Below are 24,008 nucleotides of genomic sequence, written 5' to 3' on the forward strand. Positions count from 1 at the left end.
GATTGTCGCAACCGCTCGCGCTTCGCCGCATCCTCCGCTACTGTCCCGCCACGTTTCGTTCGAGGGTTCGTCTTCGTGCTTCCATCCCGTCTGAATCTTGCCCGCCTGAAATTCGGCCGCACCCTCCTGGTCGTCGGCCTCCTCGGCGTGGCGCTCGCCGCCTGCGGGCGCAAGGGGCCGCTCGAAGCGCCGCCGAACGTCTCCGGCGCCGTCGACCTGCCGGACAACCAGATCGGCGCGCAGTCGAACGACGTGTCGGATTACGGTTCGGCCTCGGTGCTGGCCAAGCCGGCCAAGGCGAACCGGGCGATCACCGTGCCGGAAAAACCGTTCCTGCTCGATCCGCTGATGTGAGCGGCGGCGCCCTCACCAGCTTGCCGCGAAGTCATCCCGGCCAAGCGTAGCGCAGAGCCGGGATCCATGCCTGAGCCTCGACCGGAAGCGCTCCGGCAGGGATTCCGGGTCTCCCTTCGGTCGCCCGGGATGACGGCGACGGTTCAACAGATCTCGTTCCGGGGTTCCGCCCATGCATCATTTCGCCTATCGCGACGGCTCGCTCCATGCCGAGGGAGTCGACCTCAACCGGATCGCGGCCGAAGTCGGCACGCCGGTCTATGTCTATTCGAGCGCGACGATCGAGCGGCACTACAAGCTCTTCGAGCAGGCGCTCAAGAAGGCCGTGCCGGCGGGCAAGGCGCATGTCTTCTACGCCATGAAGGCGAATGGCAATCTCGGCGTGCTGAAGACGCTGGGCGCGCTCGGGGCCGGCATCGACACCGTTTCGGAAGGCGAGGTGCGCAAGGCGCTGGCCGCCGGCATCCCGCCTGAGAAGATCGTGTTCTCCGGCGTCGGCAAGAGCGAGCAGGAATTGCGTTTCGCCGTCGAGGCCGGGATCTACCAGATCAATATCGAAAGCGAGAGCGAGCTCGACCTGCTCTCGAAGGTTTCGGCCTCGCTCGGCAAGCGGCAGGAGGCGGTGTTCCGGGTCAATCCCGATATCGGCGCTGGCGGCCATGCCAAGATCACGACGGGCTCGTCCGAAAACAAGTTCGGCGTCTCCTTCGAGGAGGTCGGCCGGCTCTATGGGCGGGCGGCGAACATGCCGGGCGTGCGGATCATGGGCCTTGCCGTACATATCGGCAGCCAGATCCGCGAGATCGACGCCTTCGAGGCGGCCTATTCCAAGATGGTGGCGCTGGTCGGCGCGCTGAAGGGGGAGGGGCACCGCGTCGAGCGGCTCGATCTCGGCGGCGGGCTGGGCATTCCCTACGACATCCCGAAGAGCTTCGATTACGGCCCGGGGCTGATCGAGGCCTATGCCGAGATGGTGGGACGGGTGACGAAGGGGCTCGATGTCGAGCTCGGCTTCGAGCCGGGACGTCTCATCGTCGGCAATGCCGGCATCCTGCTGACGCGGGTACTGCATCTCAATCCGCGCCCGACCAAGCAGTTCCTCATCGTCGACGCGGCGATGAACGACCTCGTCCGGCCGGCGATGTACGAGGCCTATCACGAGATCTGGCCGGTGGCCGAGCCGGCGATCGGGGCGCCGGACGTCGCCTATGACGTGGTCGGGCCGATCTGCGAATCGGGCGACACCTTCACCACGGGGCGGGTGCTGTCGGCGCTGAAGCAGGGCGATCTCATCGCCTTCATGACCGCCGGCGCCTATGGCGCCTCGATGTCCTCGACCTACAACCAGCGCCTGCTCGTGGCCGAGGTGATGGTCAAGGGCGACCAATATGCCGTGACCCGTCCGCGCCAGAGCTATGAGGAGCTGATCGGGGCGGATAGGTTGCCGGCCTGGTTTGGTTGAGTAGCACTTCCCTGCAAAAGCGCGGGGAACCCCTCTCCTGTAAGGAGAGGGGCAGGGGTGAGGTGTCGGCCCCTTGACCAGTAAAGCACCCGGTCGCCGCAGCAGCGGTTAGTTCGCAGCTAAAGTGTCCAACGGCCTACCCCTCACCCTGCCCTCTCCCTCCGGGAGAGGGTTCCCCGCGCTAACCGCGCCTCTCCTGAAAGGGATTTGCAGATGCGGGGCGCTGTTCACGAAACGTCGAGCGCGGTGCAAAGGCCGGTCCGGGGACTGGCAATGCCACATTCCCGTGTTAGCCTGCTTCAGTAAGGCGATGAACCGACGGAAATGGGGGCTGCCCGGAGCGATGGCATGAGCGAGGCAGAGCGCCGCAAGGCGCCCGACACGATGGACGGCATCCGGCAACGGTTGCGCCGCCTCACGCTGGCCTCGCGGGTTTCGCTCGGCTGGGAACGGCTGTGGCCGCGGCTGTGGTTGCCGCTCGGCGTCGTCCTCGCCTTCCTCGCCTTGTCCTGGTTCGGGCTCTGGACCCATCTGCCCTGGTATGGGCGGATCGCGGGCGTGCTCGCCTTTGCAGGGGCCTTTCTCGCCAGCCTCTGGCACGTCGCCCGCATCGTGCTGCCGACGCATCGCGACGCGCTGACCCGGCTCGATCGCTCCTTCGCCGGCGGGCATCGTCCCGCTTCGGCGCTGGAGGACAGCCTCGCCGTCGGCTCCAGCGACCCGGTTTCGCAAGCTCTCTGGAAGCTGCATGTCGAGCGCCAGAGCCGGCAGGTCGCGGCGCTCAGGATCGAGGCGCCGCGTCCGTTGATGGCGGCTCGCGACCGGCGGGCGCTGCGCGCGGTGCCGCTACTCGCCGCCATCGCGGCTTTCTTCGTCGCCGGGCCCGAGACGACCCAGCGCCTCTCAGCGGCCTTCGACTGGCAGGGGCCGCCGGGCGCCTCGCCCTCGACCCGCATCGACGCCTGGATCGACCCGCCGGCCTATACCCGCCTGCCGCCGATCCTGATCGACTTCGCCAAGCTCGCGAGCCCGCGTCTCAGCGCGCCGGAGAAGTCGACGATCGTCGTGCGCATCGCCGGCAAGACCAATATGGACGTCGTCACCACCGGAAAGCTCGAGACCAAGCCGGCCGAGGCCCAAGACGGCAAGGCCCAAGGCGGCGAGGCGGGCGCCCAGCCGGCCCGGCAGGCGCAAGGCAGCGACCCGCAGCAGGCGGTGCTGGAGAAGCGCTATGTGCTCGCCGGCAACGGCACGCTGAGATTGACCGGCAGCGGCGCGCCCGGCACCACGCTCAGCATCACCGCCATTCCCGACCTGCCCCCGACCATCGCCTTCGTCGATACGCCGAAGCCGGTCGTCGGCGCCCAGTCTGGCGGCTTGAGCATCACCTACAAGGCCAAGGACGATTACGGCATCGCCTCGATCGAGGTCGATGTCTCGCGTCCCGACGTTGCCGCCGGCGGCCGCTCGCTGGTCGATCCGCCGAAGCAGAACCTCGCCGTGCCCTCCTCCGCCACTGGCGAGGAGGAGCTCAAGGGCACCGTCGATTTCTCGGCGCATCCCTGGGCTGGCGCCAAGGTCCGGATGGTGCTGATCGCCAAGGACGAGGCCGGGCAGGAGGGGCGCAGCCAGCCGGTCGAGGTCGTGCTGCCGCAGCGCACCTTCACCAATCCGCTGGCCAAGGCGCTGGTCGAGCAGCGGCGCAAGCTCGTGATGAATGTCGACGACCGCACCAGGGTGCAGCTCGCCATGGATGCGCTGATGATCGAGCCCGGGCTCTTCATGAAGGAGATGGGGACCTATCTCGGCATGCGCATGCTGACGGAGCGGCTGCGCAAATCCGGCAGCGACGACGAGTTGCGCGAGGTCTCCGAGCTGATGTGGGCGATGGCGCTCCAGCTCGAGGACGGCGACATGTCCGATGCCGAGCGGGCGCTGCGGCAGGCGCAGGAGAATCTGCAGCAGGCGCTGGAGCGTGGCGCCTCCGAGGAGGAGATCAAGAAGCTCACCGAGGAGATGCGGCGGGCGATGGACAACTATATGCGCCAGCTCGCCGAGCAGATGATGCGCCAGCAGCAGAACGGCCAGCAGAACCAGGCGCAGCTGCCTGAGAATTTCCGGACGGTGACGCCGCGCGACCTGCAGAACATGCTCGATCGCATCGAGGAATTGTCGCGGCGCGGCGACATGGCCGAGGCGCAGCGGCTGATGGAAGAGCTCAACCGGATGCTCAACAATCTGCAGATGGCGCGGCCCGGCCAGGGCGATCCGCGCCAGAACCAGATGAACCAGGCGCTGGGCGATCTCGACCGGATGACGCGCGACCAGCAGAACCTGCGCGACGAGACCTATCAGAACCAGCAGCGCGGGCAGGGGCAGACCCAGCGCGGCCAGCGCCCCGGCCAGCAGCAGGCACGTCCCGGTCAGCGTGGCCAGCAGGGCCAGCAAGGGCAACGCGGCCAGCAGGGCCAGCGCGGTCAGCAGCCCGGCCAGCAACCGGGCGACCAGGGCGAGGATGGCGAAGGCGGCGAGGGCATGCAGGGCCAGAACGGCCAGGGGCAGGGTGGTCTGTCTCAGCGCCAGCAGGCCCTGCGCGAGCGGCTGCAGGATCTGCAGCGGCGCATGCGCGGCATGGGCGCGCCGCAGAATGGCGAGCTCGGTGAGGCCGAGGAGGCGATGCGCGAGGCCGAGCGGCAGCTCGGGCAAGGCGACGGGGAAGGGGCGCTGGACGCGCAGGGCCGCGCGCTCGACGCGCTGCGCCGCGGCGGCCAGAACCTCGCCCAGCAGATGCAGGGCCAGCCCGGCGAGGGCGACGGCGAGGGCCAGGCCTATGGCGAGCCGGACGGGCGCCAGCAGGGCCGCCCCTCGGCCCAGCAGCGCGGCAGCGAGGATCCGCTCGGCCGCCCGCAGCGTCAGCGCGACTGGGCCGATGGCCGGGTCAAGGTTCCCGGCGCCGACGAGAGCGCGACGCAGCGGGCGCGGCGCATCCTGGAGGAGCTGCGCAAGCGCCTCGGCGATCCGCTGCGGCCGCAGGAGGAGCTGGATTATCTGGAGCGGCTGCTCCGGCGGAACTGAGCGGACCGCTCTCCGCGCCTCTCAGCTCTTTCGCTGCGCGGCGAAGCGCGCCGCCGCCCTGAGCGCGTCAGCCGCGCTGCCGAAGCCGTCGAGCGCCTTCACCGCCGCCTCGCTCAGCCGGTCGCGCTCGCGCTTGGCGCCGTCGAGCCCCAGCACGCCGATCAGCGTCGCCTTGCCCTTGTCCTCGTCCTTCGCCGTCGCCTTGCCCATCTGGGCCGCATCGGCCTCGACGTCGAGAATGTCGTCGGCGATCTGGAAGGTCGCGCCCAGCGCCCGGCCATAGGCGTCGAGCGCCGTCAGCGCCGCCGCATCGGCGCCGCCCAGCCGCGCGCCGATCTCGACGCTGGCCGCCAGCAGCGCCCCGGTCTTCATCGCCTGCAGGCGCCGGATCTCCGCCTCGGTCAGGGCATGCTTCTGCGCCTCGAAGCGGCCCTCGGCGGCGAGGTCGAGCATCTGGCCGCCGACCATGCCGCCAAGCCCGGAGGCGCGGGCGAGGCAGCGCACCAGCGCCACCCTGATCTCACCCGATTCATGCGTCTCCGGATCGGCCAGCACGTCGAAGGCGAGCGTCAGCAGGGCATCGCCCGCCAGGATCGCGGTTGCCTCGTCATAGGCCTTGTGGACGGTGGGGCGCCCCCGACGCAGATCGTCGTCGTCCATCGCCGGCAGGTCGTCATGAACAAGCGAATAGCAATGCAGCAGTTCGACCGCGGCGCCGGCCCGCAGCGCCTGCGCCGAGGGAACGCCGAGAAGCCGGGCCGTCTCCACCGTCAGGAATGGCCGCAGCCGCTTGCCGCCCGCGAGCGCGCCATGGCGCATCGCGGCGACCAGACGCGGCGGACGCAGGATTTCGCCGGCCGCCGGCGTCTCGGACAGGAGGCTCTCGAGCAGCGTCTCGACCGCCGCGGCATTCTGCGCCAGCCGGGCATCGAGATCGGCGTGGCTGGCCTGTGACGGGACGGAACTCATGCGTGGGTCTCGCGTTCGCTGCCGGGACGGGGGCCTTGCCGGACGTTTGCCGCATCGTCAAGGTGCGGGGCCATGGCGGACGCGTCGGCGGAGCGGCGGGAAACAGGGAGCGGTCTCCTGGCTTGGGTTTTCGGATGGTGCCTGAGGCTGACCTTCTGGCTCGTCCTCGCCCTCGTCGTTGCTCTGGTGCTCTATCGATTCGTGCCCGTGCCCTCGACGCTGATGCTCGGCCGCTGGCTGACGCTGCGGCCGGTCGAGCGCGAATGGGTGCCGCTGGAGCGGATTTCGCCCAATCTGATCCGCGCCGTCATTGCCTCCGAGGACCAGCGCTTCTGCAGCCATCGCGGGGTCGACTGGGTCGAGCTCAACGCGGTGATGGAAGACGAGGACGGGCCGAGCCGGGGCGCATCGACGCTGACCATGCAGACGGCCAAGAACGTCTTCCTCTGGCCGGGGCGCTCCTACATCCGCAAGGGGCTGGAAATCCCGCTCGCGATGGTGAGCGACCTCGCCTGGGGCAAGCCGCGCGTCATCGAGGTCTATCTCAACGTCGCGGAATGGGGCGAGGGCCTGTTCGGGGCCGAGGCCGCGGCGCAGCACTATTTCCGCAAATCCGCGGCCCGGCTCACCCCGGTGGAGGCGGCGCGTCTTGCCGGGGCCCTGCCGAATCCGATCCTGCGCAATCCGGGGAAGCCGAGTCGCGCGCTGCAATCGGCCTCCGGGCGCGTTCTGCGCCGCATGGGCCAGCTCGGCTCCCTTGGCAATTGCGCCTTGCCGGGCTAGCTCCTCCGCGAAGACGAAGCCTGCTCCGGCGCCCGACATCGTTATGGGCAAAGGTCAGTCAGCCACTTTTTCACATGAGGCTCTAGCCAGCGCGCGCCTGAGCGTGTATGGGCAACGCCTCACGAGATTGATCCGTCGTCGTGGCGGTGGCGCAGCTTTGGCGAGCGGCGCTCCGAGCGGCGGCACGATGGAGAGTACAATGGCCGTTCCGAAGAAGAAGACGTCGCCGTCGAAGCGCGGCATGCGCCGCTCGGCCGACGCGCTGAAGCAGCCCACCTATATCGAGGACAAGAACTCCGGCGAACTGCGCCGCCCGCACCATGTCGATCTGAAGAGCGGCATGTATCGCGGCCGTCAGGTTCTCAAGGTCAAGGCCGACGCCTGAGCCGGAATGGCCGGATCGCCTCCGGCCTTCGCTCGAATCTGATGAAACCGGCCGAAAGGCCGGTTTTTTCTTTGTCTTGCCGGGCCGAGAGTCGCGCTCGGAACCTGTGAGCATGACGGCGCCGGAATGGCTGCCCTATCCGCATATGCCGGGGGCGGGGCTGTAAGCCCTTCAGCGCCTCGCCGACGACAACGCCGCCAGCCGCGCCGCGGCGCGATAAAGCAGCACGGCCGATTGCGACGTCGCCAGGCCCTTGAGCGCGAAGGGCCCGATCCGCGCTTTGAAGGCCGCGGCCTGCAGCAGCACGAGCGCGGACGCGCTGAGGTTCAACCCCTCAGGCGCTGGCCTCTCTCCGTTACGCATATGTCTCACTCCGGCACGGGCACTCTGTGACGGAGCGGAAGTTGCAAGACGGTCGCCACGCTTAACGGGGCGTTAAGCAAAAACCCTTCATCATTTCGAAACACTTCCCCAACCAGCCGGACATGGCGGGGCCGCACCAGAACGATGCGGCGCGAACAGTCCGATGAGGCCGCCCGCGATGCCTTCCCCCGCGCTTTTCAGCTTCCGCAAGGACAATGCGGCTGATCCGAGGGGATTGCTCTCGTCGATCGGCGAGGTGGTCTATAGCTGGGACATCCAGAGCGACGCGCTGAGCCTGGGCCCGAATGCCACGGATGTCTTCGGCACGCTCCCGGAGCGGGCGATGACGCGGGGCATCGGCTTCGCCGCACTCGTCGAGCCCGGCAGTGGCCCGAGCCGCTACGACGCGATCTTCGGCTCGAGCGAGCAGGATCAGGGCGAGGGCGTGCTCTACCGCACCCGCTACGCCATCGATCTCGGCGGCCGGAAGATGTGGGCTGAGGATACCGGCCGCTGGTTCGCCGGCAGCGACGGCCGCCCGGCCTGCGCCCGCGGCGTGCTGCGGCTCGACCGTGCGGTGCGCAGCGAGGAATTCGGCTCTTCCGGCAGCGATCTCTGCGACCGCCCGGCCCTGGTCGAGCAGATCGGCCTCAGCCTGCAGGAGCATCTGCCGCAGGACCGGCCGGTGGTCGTCCTCGTCGCGGCGATCGACGAGCTTGCGCGCCTCAACGACGATTTCGGCCATGAGGCGACCGACGAGATCGTCATCACGGCGCATGAGCGGCTGCGCTCGGTGACGCGTCAGCGCGACCATCTCGTCCGCTATGCCGGCAACAGCTTCGCGATCATCCTGTCCGGCTGCCCGCGCGACCAGATCGATTCGGCGGCCCGCCGCTTCATCAAGGTGGTCGCGGAATCCGCCATCGAGACCAGCCACGGCATCGCGCTGGTGCGGCTGCGCGTCGGCGCGGCCCATGCGCCCGAGCTCGGCAGCCATGCCGGCGAATTGCTGGCGGCGGCCGAGGGCGCGCTGGCGGCGGCGCGGGCCGGCGCCTGCGAGGATGCCGTCATCGCCCGCCCGCAGCGCCGGCGCCAGGACAGGGCCGACCATGGCGGGCTCGACGTCCAGGCCGTCACCGCGCTGAACGAGCGGCGGGTGCGGCTGGCCCTGCAGCCTGTCGTCTCGGCCCGCACCCGCGAGGTCGCCTTCCACGAAGCGCTGCTGCGCGTCGGGCAGCCCGAGGCCGGCCTGTTCTTCGCTTCGGCCGAGCTGGTGCCGCTGCTCGAGCGGCGCGGCCTGGTGCGGCTGTTCGACCATCGCGTGTTCGAGCTTGCGCTGGCGATGCTGGCCGGGGACCCGGCGCTCACGCTGTCGATCAACGTCTCGCCGGTCTCGCTCGGCGATCCCGAATGGCTCGACGCCTTCCTGACGCTGGCCGGCACGTCGCGCGGCCTCGCCTCACGGCTGATCGTCGAGATCACCGAGACGGCGACCATCCAGGACCCGGTCCGGATCGCGAAGCTGCTCGCCCGGATCAAGCAGCATGGCTGCCGCATCGCCCTCGACGATTTCGGCGCGGGGCATACCTCGCTCAAGCATCTGCGCGCCTTCCCGATCGACATCCTGAAGATCGACGGGGCCTTCACGCAGAATCTGCGCCGCTCGACCGACGACCGCTTCTATGTCCGCACGCTGATCGATCTCGCGCGCCATCTCGAGGTCGAGACCGTCGCCGAATGGGTCGATGACGAGTTGCAGGCGACGATGCTGCGCGACTGGGGCGTCACCTATCTGCAGGGCCATCTCGTCGGTCGCGCCGAGCTCGTGACGGAAACCCAGCCGGAGCGCCGCCGCGCTGTCGGCTGATGCAGGCCGGGGCTGCGGCGGGCAACGCCCGCCGCCTTGGGCTCACTTGCTGCGGGAAAGCTTGTCCAGCCGCTCGCGCATTTCGGTGAGCTCGCGCTTGAGATCGCCGAGATCGTCGGCCTTGGCCGGCTCCGACGCGGCTTCCTGCTTCGCCTTCGCGGCCGCCGCGGCGGTGAAGGGATTGAACATCCGGAAGGCCTCGGTGAAGATCTGCATGTTCGCGCGGGTCTGCGCCTGGATGGCGTCGAGCGCGGGCGCTCCGAAGGCGGTGCCGCCGAAGGCCGGGCTGCCGAAAGCCTTGCTCATCTGCTCGCGGAACTTGCTCTGCTCCTGCGCGAAATTCTCCATCGAGAATTCGAGATAGCGTGGCACCAGCGCCTGCATGCTGTCGCCGTAGAAGCGGATCAGTTGACGCAGGAACGCGATCGGCAGCAGGTTCTGGCCGTCCTTGGCTTCCTCGTCGAAGATGATCTGCGCCAGCACCGAGCGGGTGATGTCCTCTCCCGACTTGGCATCGTAGACGACGAAATCCTCGCCGCCGCGCACCAGCCCGGCCAGATCCTCCAAGGTGACGTAGGAACTCGTACCCGTATGGTAGAGGCGCCGATTGGCGTATTTCTTGATGACGGTCGGTTCTTTTTCGCTGGCCATCATGTCCTGCTAGACGTTGATCCGCCCCGTGCCGGCGGTGCCGGCGCCGTTTGGCGGAACGTTCTCCCTGCGGTGACGATAGCCTCTCGGTGCTGCGCCGCAAGCTTTTTGAGCGTGCGGCGCAAAAACCGGTCGGAATTGAGGCGATGTCTCCGCCGCGGCCGCGCTCTCCACAGCCGGGATGCCCCTCCCAAACGCCGGATATGGCAGTACGGCTGACTTGACGGCGTCACGGCGGCCTTCGAAGGTGGGCGAAGGTTGCGCCGGCGGGAGCGGCGCGGCAGGTCAACATCAGAATAGCAGCAAGGAATTCCCCCATGGCAGATACGGACATCGTGATCGTCGGCGCAGCGCGCACGGCGGTAGGCGCCTTCAACGGCGCTTTTGCCAACACTCCCGCCCATGATCTCGGCGCCGCCGCGATCAAGGAAGCGCTGAAGCGCGCCAAGGTCGAGGCGGCCGAGGTCGACGAGGTCGTGCTGGGCCAGGTGCTCGCCGCCGGCCAGGGCCAGAACCCCGCCCGCCAGGCCGCGATGGCCGCCGGCATCCCGCAGGAGAAGACCGCCTGGGGCCTCAACCAGCTCTGCGGCTCGGGCCTGCGCACGGTCGCCATCGGCCTGCAGCAGATCGCCAATGGCGATGCCGACATCATCGTCGCCGGCGGCATGGAATCGATGTCGCTGGCGCCGCATGCCTCGCATCTGCGCGCGGGTACCAAGATGGGCGACACCAAATTCATCGACACCATGATCAAGGACGGGCTCTGGGACGCCTTCCACGGCTACCATATGGGCACCACGGCCGAGAACGTCGCGACCAAGTACCAGATCAGCCGCGAGGAGCAGGACCGCTTCGCCGTGGGTTCGCAGAACAAGGCCGAGGCTGCCCAGAAGGCTGGCCGGTTCAAGGACGAGATCGTTCCCTTCACCATCTCGACCCGCAAGGGCGACGTGGTCGTCGACAGCGACGAGTATCCGCGCCACGGCGCGACGCTGGAAGCCATGGCCAAGCTCAAGCCCGCCTTCTCCAAGGACGGCACGGTGACCGCCGGCAACGCCTCGGGCCTGAATGACGGCGCCGCCGCGCTCGTCATCATGACGGCCAAGGAAGCGGCCCGCCGCGGCCTGACCCCGCTCGCCCGCATCGCCTCCTGGGCGACGGCCGGCGTCGATCCGGCGATCATGGGCACGGGCCCGATCCCCTCGACCCGCAAGGCGCTCGAGAAGGCCGGCTGGAAGGTCGCCGATCTCGATCTCGTCGAGGCCAACGAGGCCTTCGCCGCGCAGGCGCTCGCGGTCAACAAGGATCTCGGCTGGAACCCTGACATCGTCAACGTCAATGGCGGTGCCATCGCGATCGGCCACCCGATCGGCGCGTCGGGCGCCCGCGTGCTGGTGACGCTGCTGCACGAGATGGCCAAGCGCGACGCCAAGAAGGGCCTCGCCACGCTCTGCATCGGCGGCGGCATGGGCGTCGCCTTGGCCGTGGAGCGCTGAGACAAGCGCCTCTGCTCATGGCGAAGCGCACGACGCTCTACCGCTATCTCACCGGGCCCGATGACGCTGCGTTCTGTCATCGGGTCACCGAAGCCTTGAGCCAGGGCTGGTCGCTCTACGGCCAGCCGACGCTCACCTTCGACGCCGCGCAAGGCCGCGTCATCTGCGGACAGGCCATCACCAAGGACGTGGACGTGCCCTACACGCCCGCGTTGAAGCTATCCGAACAATAGCGGCGGCAAGCCGCGCAAGACTTCACAAGAGGGAGAATGGCTATGACGAAGGTGGCGCTGGTGACGGGGGGCACGCGCGGGATCGGCGCGGCGATCTGCAAGGCCCTGAAAGAGGCCGGATACAAGGTCGCGGCCAGCTATGCCGGCAATGACGAGGCGGCCGCCAAGTTCAAGGCCGAGACCGGCGTTTCCGTCTATAAATGGGACGTCGGCGACTATGAGTCCTGCGTCGCCGGCATCGCCAAGGTCGAGGCTGAGCTCGGGCCGGTCGACGTGCTCGTCAACAATGCCGGCATCACCCGCGACGGCATGTTCCACAAGATGACCAGGGATCAGTGGGACGCGGTGATCAACACCAACCTGAACTCGCTGTTCAACATGACTCGCCCGGTCTGGGAAGGCATGCGCGCCCGCAAATTCGGTCGCGTCATCTGCATCTCCTCGATCAACGGCCAGAAGGGCCAGATGGGTCAGGTGAACTACTCCGCCGCCAAGGCCGGCGATATCGGCTTCGTCAAGGCGCTGGCGCAGGAGGGCGCACGCGCCGGCATCACCGTGAACGCGATCTGCCCCGGCTACATCGCCACCGAAATGGTCAAGGCGATCGATCCCGCTGTGATCGAGAAGTCGATCCTGCCGCATATCCCGGTCGGGCGACTCGGCGAGCCCGAGGAGATCGCCCGGGCGGTCGTGTTCCTTGCCGGCCCGGATGCGGGCTTCATCACCGGCTCGACCCTCTCGGCCAATGGCGGCCAGTACATGGCGTGAGCCGCCCGGCAATCCGCCGTCGTTCTCGGGCGCCGCAAGGCGGTGACCCGAGAATCTCGCACCGGAGGGGGAGCTCTTCCGCCAAGAGATGCCCGGGGCGCTCCCGGGCATGAGCTGCCTGCAGAAGCGGCGCTTCCATATTTCTATATTTCCTATATCGTGGAAATATGGAAATTACAGATGCCGTCACGCGCCTTTCCGCGCTCGCTCATGAAGGTCGCCTGGCGGTCTTCCGCATGCTCGTCCAGACAGGCCCCGATGGCATCGCTGCCGGGGAGATCGCGCGCCGCCTCGGCGTACCTCCCAGCAGCCTTTCAGCCAATCTGACCGTGCTCAGCCATGCCGGCCTGATCGCGGCGCGGCGGGAGGGCCGCTCGATCGTCTATACCGCCGGGTATGACGAGATGACGCGGCTGCTCGGTTATCTCCTCGACGATTGCTGCGGCGGATCCCCCGAGATCTGCCGGCCGCTCGCCGAGAAATTCGCGCAAGCGGCTTGCTGCGCCCATGACACCGCCTCAGCGTAACTTCGCCATGCACGCGGCGGTCAGCCCCATTGCGGATGCGACGCTGGCGCGCCGCCTGGCAGCGGAGGGGCTGGGAACGATGGCCCTGCTCGCCATCGTCATTGGCTCCGGCATCATGGGCGAGCGGCTGGCCGGCGGAAACATCGCGATAGCGCTTATGGGCAATACGCTGGCGACCGGGGCAGGGCTGGTCGTGCTCATCACCATCTTCGGCCCGGTGTCGGGCGCGCATTTCAACCCGGCCGTCACCCTGGTTGCGAGCCTCCGGCGCGAACTGCCCTGGAGGGTGGCTTGCGCCTATGTCGCAACGCAGCTCATCGGCGCCTTTCTCGGCGTCTGGCTCGCCCATGCCATGTTTGCCGAGCCGCTTCTGCAGGTTTCGGGCAAGCTGCGCGACGGTCCGGGCCAGGCCTTGTCGGAATTCGTGGCCACTTTCGGCCTCATCGCCGCCATTTGCGGGGCAGCGCGCTTGAGGCCGCAGGCCGTGCCGTCGATCGTCGGCCTCTACATCGTGTCGGCTTACTGGTTCACGGCCTCGACCTCTTTCGCCAACCCCGCCGTCACGCTGGCGCGCAGCCTGTCCGACAGCTTCGCGGGGATCGCTCCTGGCTCCGTGCCGGTTTTCCTTGCGGTGCAGCTGGCGGGTGCCGCGGCAGCCTCGATGGTCTTCCACTGGCTTCTTCAGGAGAATGCGGCGCCATGACTGCCGGCTTTCCGATCACCATCTTCCACAATCCCGCCTGCGGCACCTCGCGCAATGCGCTCGCGGATGATCCGCGCCGCCGGCTACGAACCGACGGTCGTCCATTATCTCGACACGGGTTGGACTCTGGCGCAGCTCCGGCAATTGCTCGACGCGATGGCGGCACCGCCGCGCGACATCCTGCGCGAGAAAGGCACGCCGGCTGCCGAGCTCGGCCTGCTCGATCCAGGGATCTCCGAGGATCGGATTCTGGACGCGATGGTCACCCTGCCCATCCTGGTGAACCGCCCGATCGTCGTCACGCCGAAGGGCGTGAAGCTGGCGCGCCCTTCCGAAGTCGTGCTCGAGCTTCTGGAACGCCGCCCCGACTCGTTCACAAAGGAAGACGGCGAGGTCGTTCGCTTGGCGGCGATCTAGAGCACGACGGAGCCACGCGGTCGTCCCGGGCCTGACCGGGAATCCATGCCGGAGCGCTTCCGATGGACGTTCAGGCCTTCCGCGCTCCCCTCGGCAGCAGGAAGGTCAGGAGCCCCAGTGCCGGCAGCCAGGCGCAGAGCTTGAACACCTGGATGATGCCGACCTGGTCGGCGAGCGCGCCGAGAGCCGCCGCGGCGACGCCGCCGAGCCCGAAGGACAGGCCGTAGAACAGACCGCCGACGAGGCCGATGCGGTGCGGTACCAGATCGATGGCGTAGATCAGGATCGCCGAGAAGGCGCTCGCCATGATGAAGCTGACGATGATGCTGAGCACGCCCGTCCAGAACAAATCCGCGTAAGGCAGCGCGAGCGCGAAGGGCAGCGAGCCCAGGATCGACAGCCAGATCACCCGGTCGCGGCCGATCCGGTCGCCGATCATGCCGCCGAGGATGACGCCGATGGCGCCGACCACGAGATAGAGAAACAGCATGATCTGCGAGAGCTGCACCTCCACGCCGAAGCGCGTGATCAGGTAGAAGGTGTAGTAGGAGGTGAAGGCAGCCGTGTAGCCGTTCTTCGAGATCAGCAGCACGACCAGAACGGTCATGGCCAGGATGATGCGCCCGCGCGGCAGGCCGTGGCTGGCGATTTCCTCGACATGCTCCTTGGACGATGTCTGCTCGCGCCGCATCGCCGCATAGCGCGCGCCGATCCAGCCCATCAGCCCCATCGCCAGCAGCACGACCAGCGAGAACCAGGACAGGCTCTCCTGCCCGCGCGGCACCACCACCATCGCCGCCAGCAGCGGGCCGATGGCGTAACCGACATGGCCGCCGACCTGGAACACGCCCTGCGCCAGCCCCTGCCGCCCCGCGGCGGCGTGGCGTGCCATGCGCGTCGCTTCCGGGTGGAACACCGCAGAGCCGAGGCCGATCAGCCCGGCCGCCAGCAGCACGACGGCATAGCTGTGGGCGAAGGAGAGCAGCAGCAGCCCGGTCAGCGTCGAGCACATCCCGGCGACCATCGCATAGGGCCAGGGCCTGCGGTCGGTGACATAGCCGAGCAGCGGCTGCAGCAGCGACGACGTCACCTGGAAGGCGAGCGTGATGAAGCCGATCTGCATGAAGTCGAGCCGATAGGCATCCTTGATCAGAGGATACAGCGCCGGGATCATCGACTGGACGAGGTCGTTCAGCAGATGGGCGACGCTGAGCGCCGCCAGAACCGGCATCAACGGGCGGCGGACGACGCCTTCTATCGGGATCGTGGTCATGAATGAGGCATGATGCGAGCCGGCGTCGCGGTCAACGGTTTCCGGAACATGGCGCCCATGGCTGCCGTGCTGAGGTGCAATGCAGCATGATGCCGGGGGCTGCCGGACAAACTGGCGCCGGCCCATCGGCAAGCCCGACGAAACCTGCTATCGCCGCCCTGTTTCGAGCCCGGCTTTTCGTCATGACCTCCCGCACCGCCACTCTCATCGGCTTCTGCGCCATCCTGCTCTGGTCGACGCTCGCGCTGTTCACCGCGATGTCGGGGCGGGTGCCTCCGTTCCAGCTCGTCGCCATGACCTTCGTCATCGGCGGCCTGCTGATCCTCGCCATCACGGCGCTGCGCGGCGAGCTCAGCCGGATCAGGCCGACGCCGGCCTCCTTCGCGCTGGGTCTCTACGGTCCGTTCGGCGACAGCGCGCTCTACTATGCCGCGGTGAAGACGGCGCCGCCGGCGGAAGCGAACCTGATCCATTATCTCTGGCCGCTGCTGATCGTGCTCTTCGCCGCGCTCCTGCCCGGCGGCGGGCTGAAGACCCGCCATCTCGTCGGTGCCTTCATCGGGCTCGTCGCGACCGGGCTCCTCGTTTCCGGCGGCCTCGGCAGCGGCGGCGGGCTCGCTTTCGGCCATGTGCTGGCCGCGCTCGGCGCCTTCGTCTGGGCGAGCTATTCGGTGGTCTCGCGCCGCTTCGCCGACGTGCCGTCGGAAAGCCTCTGCGTCACCATGCTGGGTTGCGCCGTGCCGGCTCTCCTCTGCCATTTCGCCTTCGAGACGACGCTGTGGTCGCTCACGGGGGTGGAGTGGGCCGGTGTTCTCGGCCTCGGGCTCGGCTCGATCGGGCTCGCCTTCGTCGTCTGGGACATCGGCATGAAGCAGGGCGATGTCGCGCTGCTCGGCGTCGCCTCCTACGCCGCCCCGGTGCTCTCGACGCTGGTGCTCGTGCTGTTCGGCTATGCGCAGGCGAGCTGGCTGCTGGCGGCCTCCTGCGCGCTCATCGTCATCGGCGCGCTGGTGGCGAGCGGGGCCGGCCGGCCATCCCGGAAATAGAGGCGCGGGTGCCTCCCTCCTTGTGGAGACCGGGCGTCTCCGGAGCCGGAAGGAAGGGGCTACTGCCAGCGGCCGAAGGCGTCGCCCAGCGTCTGGGCGCCCGAGACGCCCTTCTCGAAGGTAATGATGCCGCGGCGGCCCGAGGTGAAGAGCACGGGCAGGTCGATCCAGCTCCGGTTCAGGATGAGATCGGTGTTGCGCTCGACCTCGACCGGCACGTTGGACAGGGCCGCGACGAAGAGATTGTCGCCGAGCGCCGAGTTGATCGCCGAGAGCGGCGCGCCGCGCTCGCCTTCCGCGGTCTTGAACTGCGGTACGCCGACTTCCTTGATCCCCTGCGTCGCCGGGTCGCCGGTGGCGGTGAAGCGCATGCCGACGATGTGAGAGGCGGGGAAGGCCGAATCGGTGTTGCGCCGGATGGTGAAGTCGAGATTGACGCCCGCTTCCGGGATTTCGATGGTGGCGCGCACGATGGTCTCGACGGGCCGGCCCTGGCCGGCGCTCTCGCTGTCGAGCCGCCAGAAGACGCGGCCATTGACGGTGCGCGGCTGCTGGGGGTTGTCCGGGTTCTCGACATAGAGGATGGCGCGCTGGGCGACGGCGATCTCGCCGCCCGGCTGCTGCACCGGCGTGCCGGCGGCGTTGTTGCCGCCCGCGTTGTTGGAGCGGCCCTGCGCCGGCGCATTGGCGTCGCCGACGCGGTCGCCGATCTTGCCGGCATTTTCCGGCTGGGCTGGCTGCTGCCGGGCCGCGGTTTCCGCGCCGGGATGCGTCGCGTCCTGCGGCTTGAGCTTGTGGACATAGATCGCGGTGCCGGCGATGGCGGCCACCGCGACGGCGACGACCACGCCGACCACGCCGGTGCGGATGTGGCCGGGCTTCACCCGGGACTCGCGCGGCGGCATGATGCGCGGGCGGGCCGGCTGGCTCTCGGCCGGCTCGGGCAGGGGCTCGCCGAATTCCTGGCCCTCGGCGGGCGGCAGCGGGGCAAATTCGGGCTGCTGCTTCGGCTCGGGCGGGCGCGGAGGCTTCGCCGCCGGCTCCTGGGGGCGAATCACCGGGCCGCGAGCGGGCGGCTGCGGCGCCTCGCTATATTCGGCCTCGATCCGGGCGACGGCCTCGTCGAGCGTCAGGCGCTCGCGCATGATCTCGGCCTCGCTCAGCGGCGGATCGAGACCGCGCAACTGCGCGACGAGGGCTGCCCGCGCCCGGTCGAAGATGGCGCGGCGCGCCTCGGGTGAGTTGTCGGGCAGCCCGGCGACGGCGCGTGCCAGGATCGGGTAGAAATCGGCCATTGGCCTCACTTGTCGCTGATGACGAGCCGCGTCAACCCTCGAACGGATTATGAACGAGGATGGTGTCGTCGCGTTCCGGGCTGGTCGACAGCACGGCGACGGTGGCGCCGATCAGTTCCTCGATGCGGCGGACATATTTGATCGCCTGGGCCGGCAGATCGGCCCAGGAGCGGGCGTTGGCGGTCGAGCCTTCCCAGCCTTCGATCGTCTCATAGACCGGCTCGACGCGGGCCTGGTCGCTCTGGCCGGCGGGCAGATGCTCGATGATTTGGCCGTCGAGCTTGTAGCCGACGCAGACCTTGATCTCCTTGAAGCCGTCGAGGATGTCGAGCTTGGTCAGCGCGATACCGTCGATGCCGGAGGTCTTGACCGTCTGGCGCACGAGGCAGGCGTCGAACCAGCCGCAGCGGCGTTTGCGGCCGGTGACGACGCCGAATTCCTTACCCTTCTGGCCGATCAATTCGCCGATCTCGTCGAAGAGTTCGGTCGGGAAGGGGCCTTCGCCGACGCGGGTGGTGTAGGCCTTGGCGATGCCCAGCACATAGCCGACGGCGGAGGGGCCCATCCCCGAGCCGGTCGCGGCCTGGCCGGCGACGATGTTCGAGGAGGTGACGAAGGGGTAGGTGCCGTGGTCGACGTCGAGCAGCGCGCCCTGCGCGCCCTCGAACAGGATGCGCTTGCCGGCGCGGCGCTGCGCATCGAGCAGCGCCCAGACGGTGTCGGCATAGGGCAGGATCTCGGGCGCGATCGCCTTGAGCTGGCCGAGCAGTTCGCGGCCGTCGACCTCGGCGATGCCGAGGCCGCGGCGCAGCGCGTTGTGATGGGCGAGGAGCCGCTCGATCTTGGCCTCGAGCAGGGCCTCGTCCTTGAGGTCGATGACGCGGATGGCGCGGCGGCCGACCTTGTCCTCATAGGCCGGGCCGATGCCGCGCTTGGTGGTGCCGATCTTCATGCCGGCATTCGAGGTCTCGCGGAAATGGTCGAGCTCGCGATGCAGCGGCAGGATCAGCGTCGCGTTGTCGGCGATGCGCAGGTTGTCCGGCGTGATTGCGACGCCTTGCGCGCGCAGCTTGGAAATTTCCTCGACGAGGTGCCAGGGATCGACGACGACGCCGTTGCCGATGACCGAGAGCTTGCCGGGGCGGACGATGCCGGAAGGCAGCAGCGAGAGCTTGTAGACGACGCCGTCGATGACGAGCGTATGGCCGGCATTATGGCCGCCCTGGAACCTGACGACGACATCGGCCTGGCTGGAGAGCCAGTCGACGATCTTGCCCTTGCCCTCGTCGCCCCACTGGGCGCCGACCACCACAACATTCGCCATGAGCGAGGTGTCCCTGCTTGTTCCGCGTTGCCTCACGCAAGCGGCCCGCGCAAATGCAAAACCCCGGCGCAAGGCCGGGGTTTCGGGGCAGGTCCTTGCAAGCCCTCATGGGCCAATGCGGCGCGAAGGTCAAGTTTTGCGTAGGTCTGTTTGAGGCCCCCCAGCCCTCATCCTGAGGAGCCATTGCCATGGGAATGGCGTCTCGAAGGATGATCCAGGAGGCTCCGGAGCGATCTGGAGCCGCCTTCGAGACGCCGTTGACGCCGCCCCTCAGGATGAGGGCTTGAGCGGCCCGGACAGGTGCAAAATGGAAGGCGGATCCATGGGTAAACAGCCGGAGCATGGCGGATCTGCAGGATCTGCGCAGTAATGCTGCCGCAATCGCGCGTAAGGGCTAAGGGGCATCGTCGGCGCGTGGCAGGAATCGTGCTTGCCGGCGCGGGCCGCAGAAGGGGAAGAACAGCAATATGACCAAGCTCGACGACTGGCTCGGCCAGCACCATGCCGCGTTCACGGCGATCCGCCGCGACATCCACGCCCATCCCGAACTCGGCCTGGAAGAGCAGCGCACCGCCAAGCTCGTCGCCGACAGCTTGCGCGAATGGGGCATCGAGGTCACCGAGAAGGTCGGCCAGACCGGCGTCGTCGGGGTCATCCGCGGCAAGCAGCCGGGCGAGCGCGCCATTGGCCTGCGCGCCGATATGGACTGCCTGGCGCTGGAGGAGACGACCAATCTCCCCTATTCCTCGAAGAATCCCGGTCGGATGCATGCCTGCGGCCATGACGGCCACACCACCATGCTGCTGGCGGCCGCGCGCTATCTCGCCGAGAACCGGGATTTCGCCGGCACCGTCAACCTGATCTTCCAGCCGGCCGAGGAAGGCCGCGGCGGCGCCAACGCCATGCTGGCCGACGGTCTCTTCGATCGCTTCCCCTGCGACGCGATCTACGGGCTGCACAACACGCCGGGCATGCCGACCGGCAGCTTCGGCACCACCGTCGGCCCGTTCCTGGCGGCGGCGGATAGCTGGAAGGTGACCTTCCGCGGCCTCGGCGGCCATGGCGGCTCGCAGCCGCATCGCTCGACCGACATCACCTATGCGCAGGCGCATTTCGTGCTCGGCCTGCAGGGCATCGTCGGCCGCAACGTCGCGCCGCTGGACACCGCCGTGATCAGCGTCGGCTACATCCATGGCGGCGACGTCAACGCCTCGAACGTGATCCCCTCCGAGCTCGTCATCGGCGGCACGGCCCGCACCTATTCGCAGGAGGTGCGCGATACGGTGGAGCGGCGCATCGCCGAACTCGCTCTGGCCACGGCGCAGGCCTGGGGCTGCCAAGCGGAGCCGTATTATCACCGCGGCACCAGCCCGCTGGTGAACGAGGCCGAGCAGGTTCGCGTTGCGGTCGCCGCGGCGACGCAGGCCGCCGGCGCTGAGCATGTCAACGGCCAGCTCCGCCCCGGCACGGGCGGCGAGGACTTCGCCGAGATGATGCTGGTGCGGCCCGGCGCCTTCATGCGCATCGGCAACGGCGTCAATCCCGACGGTTCCTTCGTCGGCCTGCACACGCCGCTCTACGACTTCAACGACGCGATCATCCCGGCTGGCGTGCGCTACTGGGTCGGCCTCGTCGACCAGGAGCTCGGCCAGGGCCTGCGGGCCGTTGCGGCGGAGTAACGGAGCGCCTGCACGGGAACTGTCATGCCCGCCCTTGTGGCGGGCATCCACGTCTTTGGCTCCCCTTGGTGAGCGATGCGGGCTAAAGACGTGGATGGTCGGGACGAGCCCGACCATGACGGTATGCGGAATGATGCCATGAAAACCCTCGCCATCTCGACCCTGACCATCTGCGGCATCGAGGAACTGCCGGGCAACAGCGCCCGCGAGGTCACGCATGTGCTCTCGGTGCTCGATCCCGACCGGGCCGAAATCGAGGCCTTCGGCGCCTATGGCACGCATGAGCGGGTGACGCTGCGCTTCCACGACATCATCGATCCGGCCCCGGACAGGATCATGCCGGCGCCGGGGCATGTTGCGGAGATCCTCGGCTTCGGCGAGGGCTTGCGCGCCTCGGCGGTGGGCCGGAAGGCCGGCCATCTGCTGGTGCATTGCCATATGGGCATCTCGCGCTCGACGGCGGCGATGCTGACCCTGATGGCGCAGGCCGATCCGCATGAGGGCGAGGACGCGCTGTTCGCGCGTCTGCGCGAGATCCGGCCGCAGGCCTGGCCGAATTCGGTGATGATCGGCTTCGCCGACGAGCAGCTCGGCCGCCATGGCCGGCTGACCGAGGCGCTGGGCCGGCATTATGCGCATCAGATCGCGGCGCAGCCGAAATTCCGGACCTGGATGAACGATCTCGGCCGCAAGCGCGAGCTGGAAATGGCGGTTTAGCTCCCCGACGGGGTGGCGCGTCCGGGCCTACCGACCCGAGAGGCCGCTAACATGAAAACGGCCCCGCCGAAGCAGGGCCGTCATCGACTTACGGCAAGGACTTACTTTGCCCAGCGGCCTTCATATTTGAACTGCGGCGCCGCCTTGAGAGCGTCCTTCGTGGTCTCCATCGTGGCCGACCACTTCTTGTCGTTCTCGGAATAGTTCACCTTCACGGCGGCCGGCGAGACGATCACATAGTGCTCGCCCATGCCGAGGAAGCCGCCGGCGGAAACGATGTAGCCGGCGACCTGGCCATTCGACATGACGATGTCCTTGATCTCGCCGATCTTGTCCTTGGCGGAGTTCTGGACATTGAGGCCGATCAGGTTGCTGCTCAGTACGTCGGTCGGCTTGGCGGCGACATAGACTTCCTTCACCGCCGTCGTGCTGGTAGCCGTTTGCGCATAGGCGCTGGTCGAAAGAACAGTTGCAGAAATGATGGCGATGGCGACATTGCGCATGAAAGTAAACTCCAAACCATGAATTCCCCAGGTGATAGAGACAACGCCGCCTCTCGCCATGGGTTCCTGATTCGGGCATTCTTTTATTTTAGATCATTTGCGCGATCGGCCTCCGGTTGCCGATGCAAGGTGCCTTCACGCCCCGGAGCGAGGCGCTCCGGGGCCGGTGGCGCAGGCCTCTGGCCTCAATCCGTCGCCTGCGGCAGCGGCTGCTCGTCATAGGAGAGCTCGCGGTCGCCCGGCGATTTGATGCGGTAGGCGAGACGGAGCTCCTTCTCGCCGCCCGGTGCGAGATCGAAGGTCCAGGAGGAGACGCCGCGCTTGTCGCCGACCTGCTTCTCGGTCGGCGGCGTGGTCTGGGCCGCGATCGTCTCGACCGTGATCGCGCTGTTCTCGGAATAGGGGGTGCGCTGCAGCACGGTGACCTTGACGGCTTGAGCATGCAGGCTCTTCACCACCGTGCGGAACTCGCGCTGGTCGGTGCGGGTCTGGTTGAGCCAGCGCGGCTCGTTCTCGCGGCGCTTCACCGGGGCGAAGCTGACCTTGATCCGATCGTCGGCGCCGAAGCCGAGCGCGACCTCGTCCCCCGGCGCGACGAGCCCGATCCGGCCCGTGCCGACATAAGTGCCGTCGCGATGCAGCGCGACCTTGCCCGGCAGGAGCGGAGCTTCCTCGTCATGATTGAAGGCGGCTTCGAGGAAGGCCTTCTGTTCCAGCTCCGGCACGCTGCGGGCCGATAGCGTCGGCTCGGCCTTGCGCTGCGTGAGCACGACCGTCTTCACCGTGCCGTCCTGCGGAATGGTGGCGCGGCCGGGCACCTGGAAGCTCGCCTGATAAGGGCCGGCTTCGATCCGGGCGGTCTGGACTTCCGCCGGCCTGGGCGGCGCTGCGGCGCGTTGCGACGCGGCCTTTGCCTCTGCCTGCTCGGCCAGAGCCTCGGCCTCCGCCTTGGCGCGGGCGGCGGCCATCGGCGTAGGCGCAACCTTGCGCAAACGGCTTTCATAGATCGCCGGCGGCTCGAAGAACGCGATCTGCATCGGCTGGAGATCGGGCGCGCCGGTGCCGCCGGCCGAGCGCGTCGTCGACAGGGTCAGCGCGACGTCGCCCCAGTCCTCGCCGGTGCGCTGGCGGATCTCGGCGCGGCGGGTCAGCGCCAGTTCCGGCTTCGCCGTCGTGGTCGTCAATCGCGCCTCGTAGCCGGGCACCCATTGCGCGCCGCTGACGCGATAGCTGACCGTGAACTCGGCCGCGACCGGCTGCGGGGCCTCGACCGCGATGGCGACGTCGCGCTTCGGCGCGCCGGGGCGGCCGCCTTGCGGGCGGGCGCTTTCGAGCGCGGCGATCTCGGCCTCGACATCCGCGAGCTTGCCGCGCTCGCCGCGCAGATCGTTCTGGACCTTGACCAAAGCGGTGCCGATCGCCTCGAACACTGTCGGCCAGTCGGCGACGGGCAGGGCCTTGCCGTCCGGGCCGAGCTTGTCGGGGCCGGTCTGGGCGAAGCGTTCGATGGTGGCGCGCTGGGCTTCGATCGCGGCGATGCGGCCCTCATGCGCGCCCTTCTCGTCGCGCAGCGCCTTGAGCTTGTCCTCGACGGTCTTGTCGAGGACCGGCTTCGCCTCGCCCGGGGTGACGCGGACATCGATGGCGCCGACCGAGAACGAGCCGTCGCCTTTCCCCTCGATGCGGATGGAGGCCGGGTCGATCGTCGCCGGCAGGCCACGCAGCACGATCTGCGAGGCACCCTGCAGCAGGTCGGCCTTGCCCAGGCGGGTGACGATGGCGCCGTCGGGATAGACCGTGACGCGGTCGATGCGGCTCGAAAGCTCGGTCTCGGCGGCGCTGGCGAGGCCAGGCGCGATCACGAGGGCGGCGGCGAGGCCGTATTTCATGAAGTTTCCCCCTCCAAATCAAAGTCACGAGGCCGTGATAGACGGTGCCGAATCCGGCGCGCCCAAGGCGAAATCGAGCCTAACTGCGGATAGGCCCGCTGGGCCATGGCCTCGTCCTCCATTCGCAGGAGCGTCGGCCGGGCGCGAAGCGCTTTCCGGCGGTGGCGGCAAGGCGTCAGCCCACCGGGAAGGGCATGACAGGAGGCCGGGACGACCGTGCTCGCCCTGT

At 68.3% G+C, this 24,008-nt stretch carries 22 protein-coding genes and 1 pseudogene; 15 read left to right on the plus strand and 8 right to left on the minus strand.

Features of this window, described 5'->3' with window-relative positions; all coding sequences use genetic code 11:
• Positions 1-75: 75 nt before the first annotated feature.
• From lptM to IED13_RS24735, 3 genes are all read left to right on the plus strand, one after another.
• Entirely contained in the window at positions 76-354 is a 279-nt protein-coding gene (lptM, locus tag IED13_RS24725; protein WP_133564704.1) for an LPS translocon maturation chaperone LptM, read from the plus strand.
• Positions 355-526: 172 nt separating this feature from the next.
• Complete coding sequence (gene lysA, locus IED13_RS24730; RefSeq protein WP_191125792.1) at positions 527-1,816, plus strand: diaminopimelate decarboxylase; 1,290 nt, start codon at positions 527-529, stop codon at positions 1,814-1,816.
• A gap of 348 nt (positions 1,817-2,164) precedes the next feature.
• The gene (locus tag IED13_RS24735) at positions 2,165-4,891 is read left to right on the plus strand and encodes a TIGR02302 family protein (protein ID WP_191125793.1); all 2,727 of its coding nucleotides are present in this window, start codon (positions 2,165-2,167) and stop codon (positions 4,889-4,891) included.
• A gap of 21 nt (positions 4,892-4,912) precedes the next feature.
• Here the strand turns inward: IED13_RS24735 and IED13_RS24740 are convergent, their stop codons facing one another.
• Entirely contained in the window at positions 4,913-5,860 is a 948-nt protein-coding gene (locus tag IED13_RS24740; RefSeq protein ID WP_133564699.1) for a polyprenyl synthetase family protein, read from the minus strand.
• A gap of 72 nt (positions 5,861-5,932) precedes the next feature.
• Here IED13_RS24740 and mtgA point away from each other — a divergent pair, with 72 nt between their 5' ends.
• Both mtgA and rpmF read left to right on the plus strand, forming a co-directional pair.
• Positions 5,933-6,643, plus strand: coding sequence for a monofunctional biosynthetic peptidoglycan transglycosylase (mtgA, locus tag IED13_RS24745; protein ID WP_081925442.1), 711 nt, complete (start codon positions 5,933-5,935; stop codon positions 6,641-6,643).
• A gap of 199 nt (positions 6,644-6,842) precedes the next feature.
• Positions 6,843-7,028 (plus strand): 50S ribosomal protein L32, encoded by a 186-nt coding sequence (gene rpmF, locus IED13_RS24750; RefSeq protein WP_038363858.1) that lies wholly within the window; start codon positions 6,843-6,845, stop codon positions 7,026-7,028.
• 171 nt (positions 7,029-7,199) lie between these two features.
• Here the strand turns inward: rpmF and IED13_RS24755 are convergent, their stop codons facing one another.
• Positions 7,200-7,358: a hypothetical protein gene (locus IED13_RS24755; protein WP_162720285.1), complete on the minus strand. Its 159-nt coding sequence runs from the start codon at positions 7,356-7,358 to the stop codon at positions 7,200-7,202.
• Positions 7,359-7,569: 211 nt separating this feature from the next.
• Here IED13_RS24755 and IED13_RS24760 point away from each other — a divergent pair, with 211 nt between their 5' ends.
• Positions 7,570-9,258, plus strand: a complete 1,689-nt coding sequence (locus IED13_RS24760) for a GGDEF domain-containing phosphodiesterase (protein ID WP_191125794.1) — start codon at positions 7,570-7,572, stop codon at positions 9,256-9,258.
• Between the two features lie 42 nt (positions 9,259-9,300).
• Here the strand turns inward: IED13_RS24760 and phaR are convergent, their stop codons facing one another.
• Complete coding sequence (gene phaR / locus IED13_RS24765) at positions 9,301-9,909, minus strand: polyhydroxyalkanoate synthesis repressor PhaR (RefSeq protein WP_112765267.1); 609 nt, start codon at positions 9,907-9,909, stop codon at positions 9,301-9,303.
• 317 nt (positions 9,910-10,226) lie between these two features.
• On the opposite strand from phaR, the gene IED13_RS24770 reads away from it, so the two are divergent.
• The 6 genes and pseudogenes from IED13_RS24770 (at position 10,227) to arsC (ending at position 14,053) form a co-directional block, all read left to right on the plus strand.
• On the plus strand, positions 10,227-11,405 hold the full coding sequence (locus IED13_RS24770) for an acetyl-CoA C-acetyltransferase (protein ID WP_112765244.1): 1,179 nt from the start codon (positions 10,227-10,229) through the stop codon (positions 11,403-11,405).
• Positions 11,406-11,422: 17 nt separating this feature from the next.
• Positions 11,423-11,638 (plus strand): DUF1737 domain-containing protein, encoded by a 216-nt coding sequence (locus IED13_RS24775; RefSeq protein WP_112765245.1) that lies wholly within the window; start codon positions 11,423-11,425, stop codon positions 11,636-11,638.
• 42 nt (positions 11,639-11,680) lie between these two features.
• A complete protein-coding gene (gene phbB, locus IED13_RS24780) occupies positions 11,681-12,406 on the plus strand; it encodes a beta-ketoacyl-ACP reductase (protein ID WP_038363868.1) in 726 nt (241 codons plus the stop codon).
• A 167-nt stretch (positions 12,407-12,573) separates the two neighbouring features.
• The gene (locus tag IED13_RS24785; RefSeq protein WP_112765246.1) at positions 12,574-12,933 is read left to right on the plus strand and encodes an ArsR/SmtB family transcription factor; all 360 of its coding nucleotides are present in this window, start codon (positions 12,574-12,576) and stop codon (positions 12,931-12,933) included.
• The gene (locus IED13_RS24790; RefSeq protein WP_248312762.1) at positions 12,914-13,636 is read left to right on the plus strand and encodes an aquaporin; all 723 of its coding nucleotides are present in this window, start codon (positions 12,914-12,916) and stop codon (positions 13,634-13,636) included. Before IED13_RS24785 ends, IED13_RS24790 begins: the two co-directional genes overlap by 20 nt.
• Positions 13,633-14,053, plus strand: a pseudogene (gene arsC / locus IED13_RS24795) (arsenate reductase (glutaredoxin)). Before IED13_RS24790 ends, arsC begins: the two are co-directional and overlap by 4 nt.
• A 70-nt stretch (positions 14,054-14,123) precedes the next feature.
• Here the strand turns inward: arsC and IED13_RS24800 are convergent.
• Positions 14,124-15,326 (minus strand): MFS transporter, encoded by a 1,203-nt coding sequence (locus IED13_RS24800; protein ID WP_038363875.1) that lies wholly within the window; start codon positions 15,324-15,326, stop codon positions 14,124-14,126.
• Between the two features lie 182 nt (positions 15,327-15,508).
• Between IED13_RS24800 and yddG the strand changes: the two genes are divergently transcribed.
• On the plus strand, positions 15,509-16,372 hold the full coding sequence (gene yddG / locus IED13_RS24805; RefSeq protein WP_113255152.1) for an aromatic amino acid exporter YddG: 864 nt from the start codon (positions 15,509-15,511) through the stop codon (positions 16,370-16,372).
• Positions 16,373-16,431: 59 nt separating this feature from the next.
• On the opposite strand, the gene IED13_RS24810 is transcribed toward yddG, so the two are convergent.
• Together IED13_RS24810 and IED13_RS24815 are read right to left on the minus strand one after the other, a co-directional pair.
• Complete coding sequence (locus tag IED13_RS24810; RefSeq protein WP_113255151.1) at positions 16,432-17,667, minus strand: histidine kinase; 1,236 nt, start codon at positions 17,665-17,667, stop codon at positions 16,432-16,434.
• 31 nt (positions 17,668-17,698) lie between these two features.
• Positions 17,699-18,991: an adenylosuccinate synthase gene (locus IED13_RS24815; protein WP_112765251.1), complete on the minus strand. Its 1,293-nt coding sequence runs from the start codon at positions 18,989-18,991 to the stop codon at positions 17,699-17,701.
• A 467-nt stretch (positions 18,992-19,458) separates the two neighbouring features.
• Between IED13_RS24815 and IED13_RS24820 the strand changes: the two genes are divergently transcribed.
• Together IED13_RS24820 and IED13_RS24825 are read left to right on the plus strand one after the other, a co-directional pair.
• On the plus strand, positions 19,459-20,670 hold the full coding sequence (locus IED13_RS24820) for a M20 aminoacylase family protein (protein ID WP_112765252.1): 1,212 nt from the start codon (positions 19,459-19,461) through the stop codon (positions 20,668-20,670).
• Positions 20,671-20,808: 138 nt separating this feature from the next.
• Positions 20,809-21,387: a tyrosine phosphatase family protein gene (locus IED13_RS24825; protein ID WP_191125795.1), complete on the plus strand. Its 579-nt coding sequence runs from the start codon at positions 20,809-20,811 to the stop codon at positions 21,385-21,387.
• Between the two features lie 101 nt (positions 21,388-21,488).
• Here IED13_RS24825 and IED13_RS24830 read toward each other — a convergent pair whose 3' ends face one another.
• Both IED13_RS24830 and IED13_RS24835 read right to left on the minus strand, forming a co-directional pair.
• Positions 21,489-21,890, minus strand: coding sequence for a PRC-barrel domain-containing protein (locus IED13_RS24830; RefSeq protein WP_112765253.1), 402 nt, complete (start codon positions 21,888-21,890; stop codon positions 21,489-21,491).
• Between the two features lie 185 nt (positions 21,891-22,075).
• A complete protein-coding gene (locus IED13_RS24835; RefSeq protein ID WP_191125796.1) occupies positions 22,076-23,779 on the minus strand; it encodes a mucoidy inhibitor MuiA family protein in 1,704 nt (567 codons plus the stop codon).
• Positions 23,780-24,008: the final 229 nt, after the last annotated feature.

This window comes from Allobosea spartocytisi (genome assembly GCF_014764685.1).
In the GTDB taxonomy this organism is placed as follows: Bacteria; Pseudomonadota; Alphaproteobacteria; order Rhizobiales; family Beijerinckiaceae; genus Allobosea; species Allobosea spartocytisi.

Coding starts and splice junctions, on each gene's coding strand:
- lysA (WP_191125792.1), top strand. CDS start 527: ATGCATCATTTCGCCTATCGCGACGGCTCGCTCCATGCCGAGGGAGTC.
- IED13_RS24735 (WP_191125793.1), top strand. CDS start 2,165: ATGAGCGAGGCAGAGCGCCGCAAGGCGCCCGACACGATGGACGGCATC.
- IED13_RS24740 (WP_133564699.1), bottom strand. CDS start 5,860: ATGAGTTCCGTCCCGTCACAGGCCAGCCACGCCGATCTCGATGCCCGG.
- mtgA (WP_081925442.1), top strand. CDS start 5,933: ATGGCGGACGCGTCGGCGGAGCGGCGGGAAACAGGGAGCGGTCTCCTG.
- rpmF (WP_038363858.1), top strand. CDS start 6,843: ATGGCCGTTCCGAAGAAGAAGACGTCGCCGTCGAAGCGCGGCATGCGC.
- IED13_RS24760 (WP_191125794.1), top strand. CDS start 7,570: ATGCCTTCCCCCGCGCTTTTCAGCTTCCGCAAGGACAATGCGGCTGAT.
- phaR (WP_112765267.1), bottom strand. CDS start 9,909: ATGGCCAGCGAAAAAGAACCGACCGTCATCAAGAAATACGCCAATCGG.
- IED13_RS24770 (WP_112765244.1), top strand. CDS start 10,227: ATGGCAGATACGGACATCGTGATCGTCGGCGCAGCGCGCACGGCGGTA.
- IED13_RS24775 (WP_112765245.1), top strand. CDS start 11,423: ATGGCGAAGCGCACGACGCTCTACCGCTATCTCACCGGGCCCGATGAC.
- phbB (WP_038363868.1), top strand. CDS start 11,681: ATGACGAAGGTGGCGCTGGTGACGGGGGGCACGCGCGGGATCGGCGCG.
- IED13_RS24785 (WP_112765246.1), top strand. CDS start 12,574: ATGGAAATTACAGATGCCGTCACGCGCCTTTCCGCGCTCGCTCATGAA.
- IED13_RS24790 (WP_248312762.1), top strand. CDS start 12,914: ATGACACCGCCTCAGCGTAACTTCGCCATGCACGCGGCGGTCAGCCCC.
- IED13_RS24800 (WP_038363875.1), bottom strand. CDS start 15,326: ATGACCACGATCCCGATAGAAGGCGTCGTCCGCCGCCCGTTGATGCCG.
- yddG (WP_113255152.1), top strand. CDS start 15,509: ATGACCTCCCGCACCGCCACTCTCATCGGCTTCTGCGCCATCCTGCTC.
- IED13_RS24810 (WP_113255151.1), bottom strand. CDS start 17,667: ATGGCCGATTTCTACCCGATCCTGGCACGCGCCGTCGCCGGGCTGCCC.
- IED13_RS24815 (WP_112765251.1), bottom strand. CDS start 18,991: ATGGCGAATGTTGTGGTGGTCGGCGCCCAGTGGGGCGACGAGGGCAAG.
- IED13_RS24820 (WP_112765252.1), top strand. CDS start 19,459: ATGACCAAGCTCGACGACTGGCTCGGCCAGCACCATGCCGCGTTCACG.
- IED13_RS24825 (WP_191125795.1), top strand. CDS start 20,809: ATGAAAACCCTCGCCATCTCGACCCTGACCATCTGCGGCATCGAGGAA.
- IED13_RS24830 (WP_112765253.1), bottom strand. CDS start 21,890: ATGCGCAATGTCGCCATCGCCATCATTTCTGCAACTGTTCTTTCGACC.
- IED13_RS24835 (WP_191125796.1), bottom strand. CDS start 23,779: ATGAAATACGGCCTCGCCGCCGCCCTCGTGATCGCGCCTGGCCTCGCC.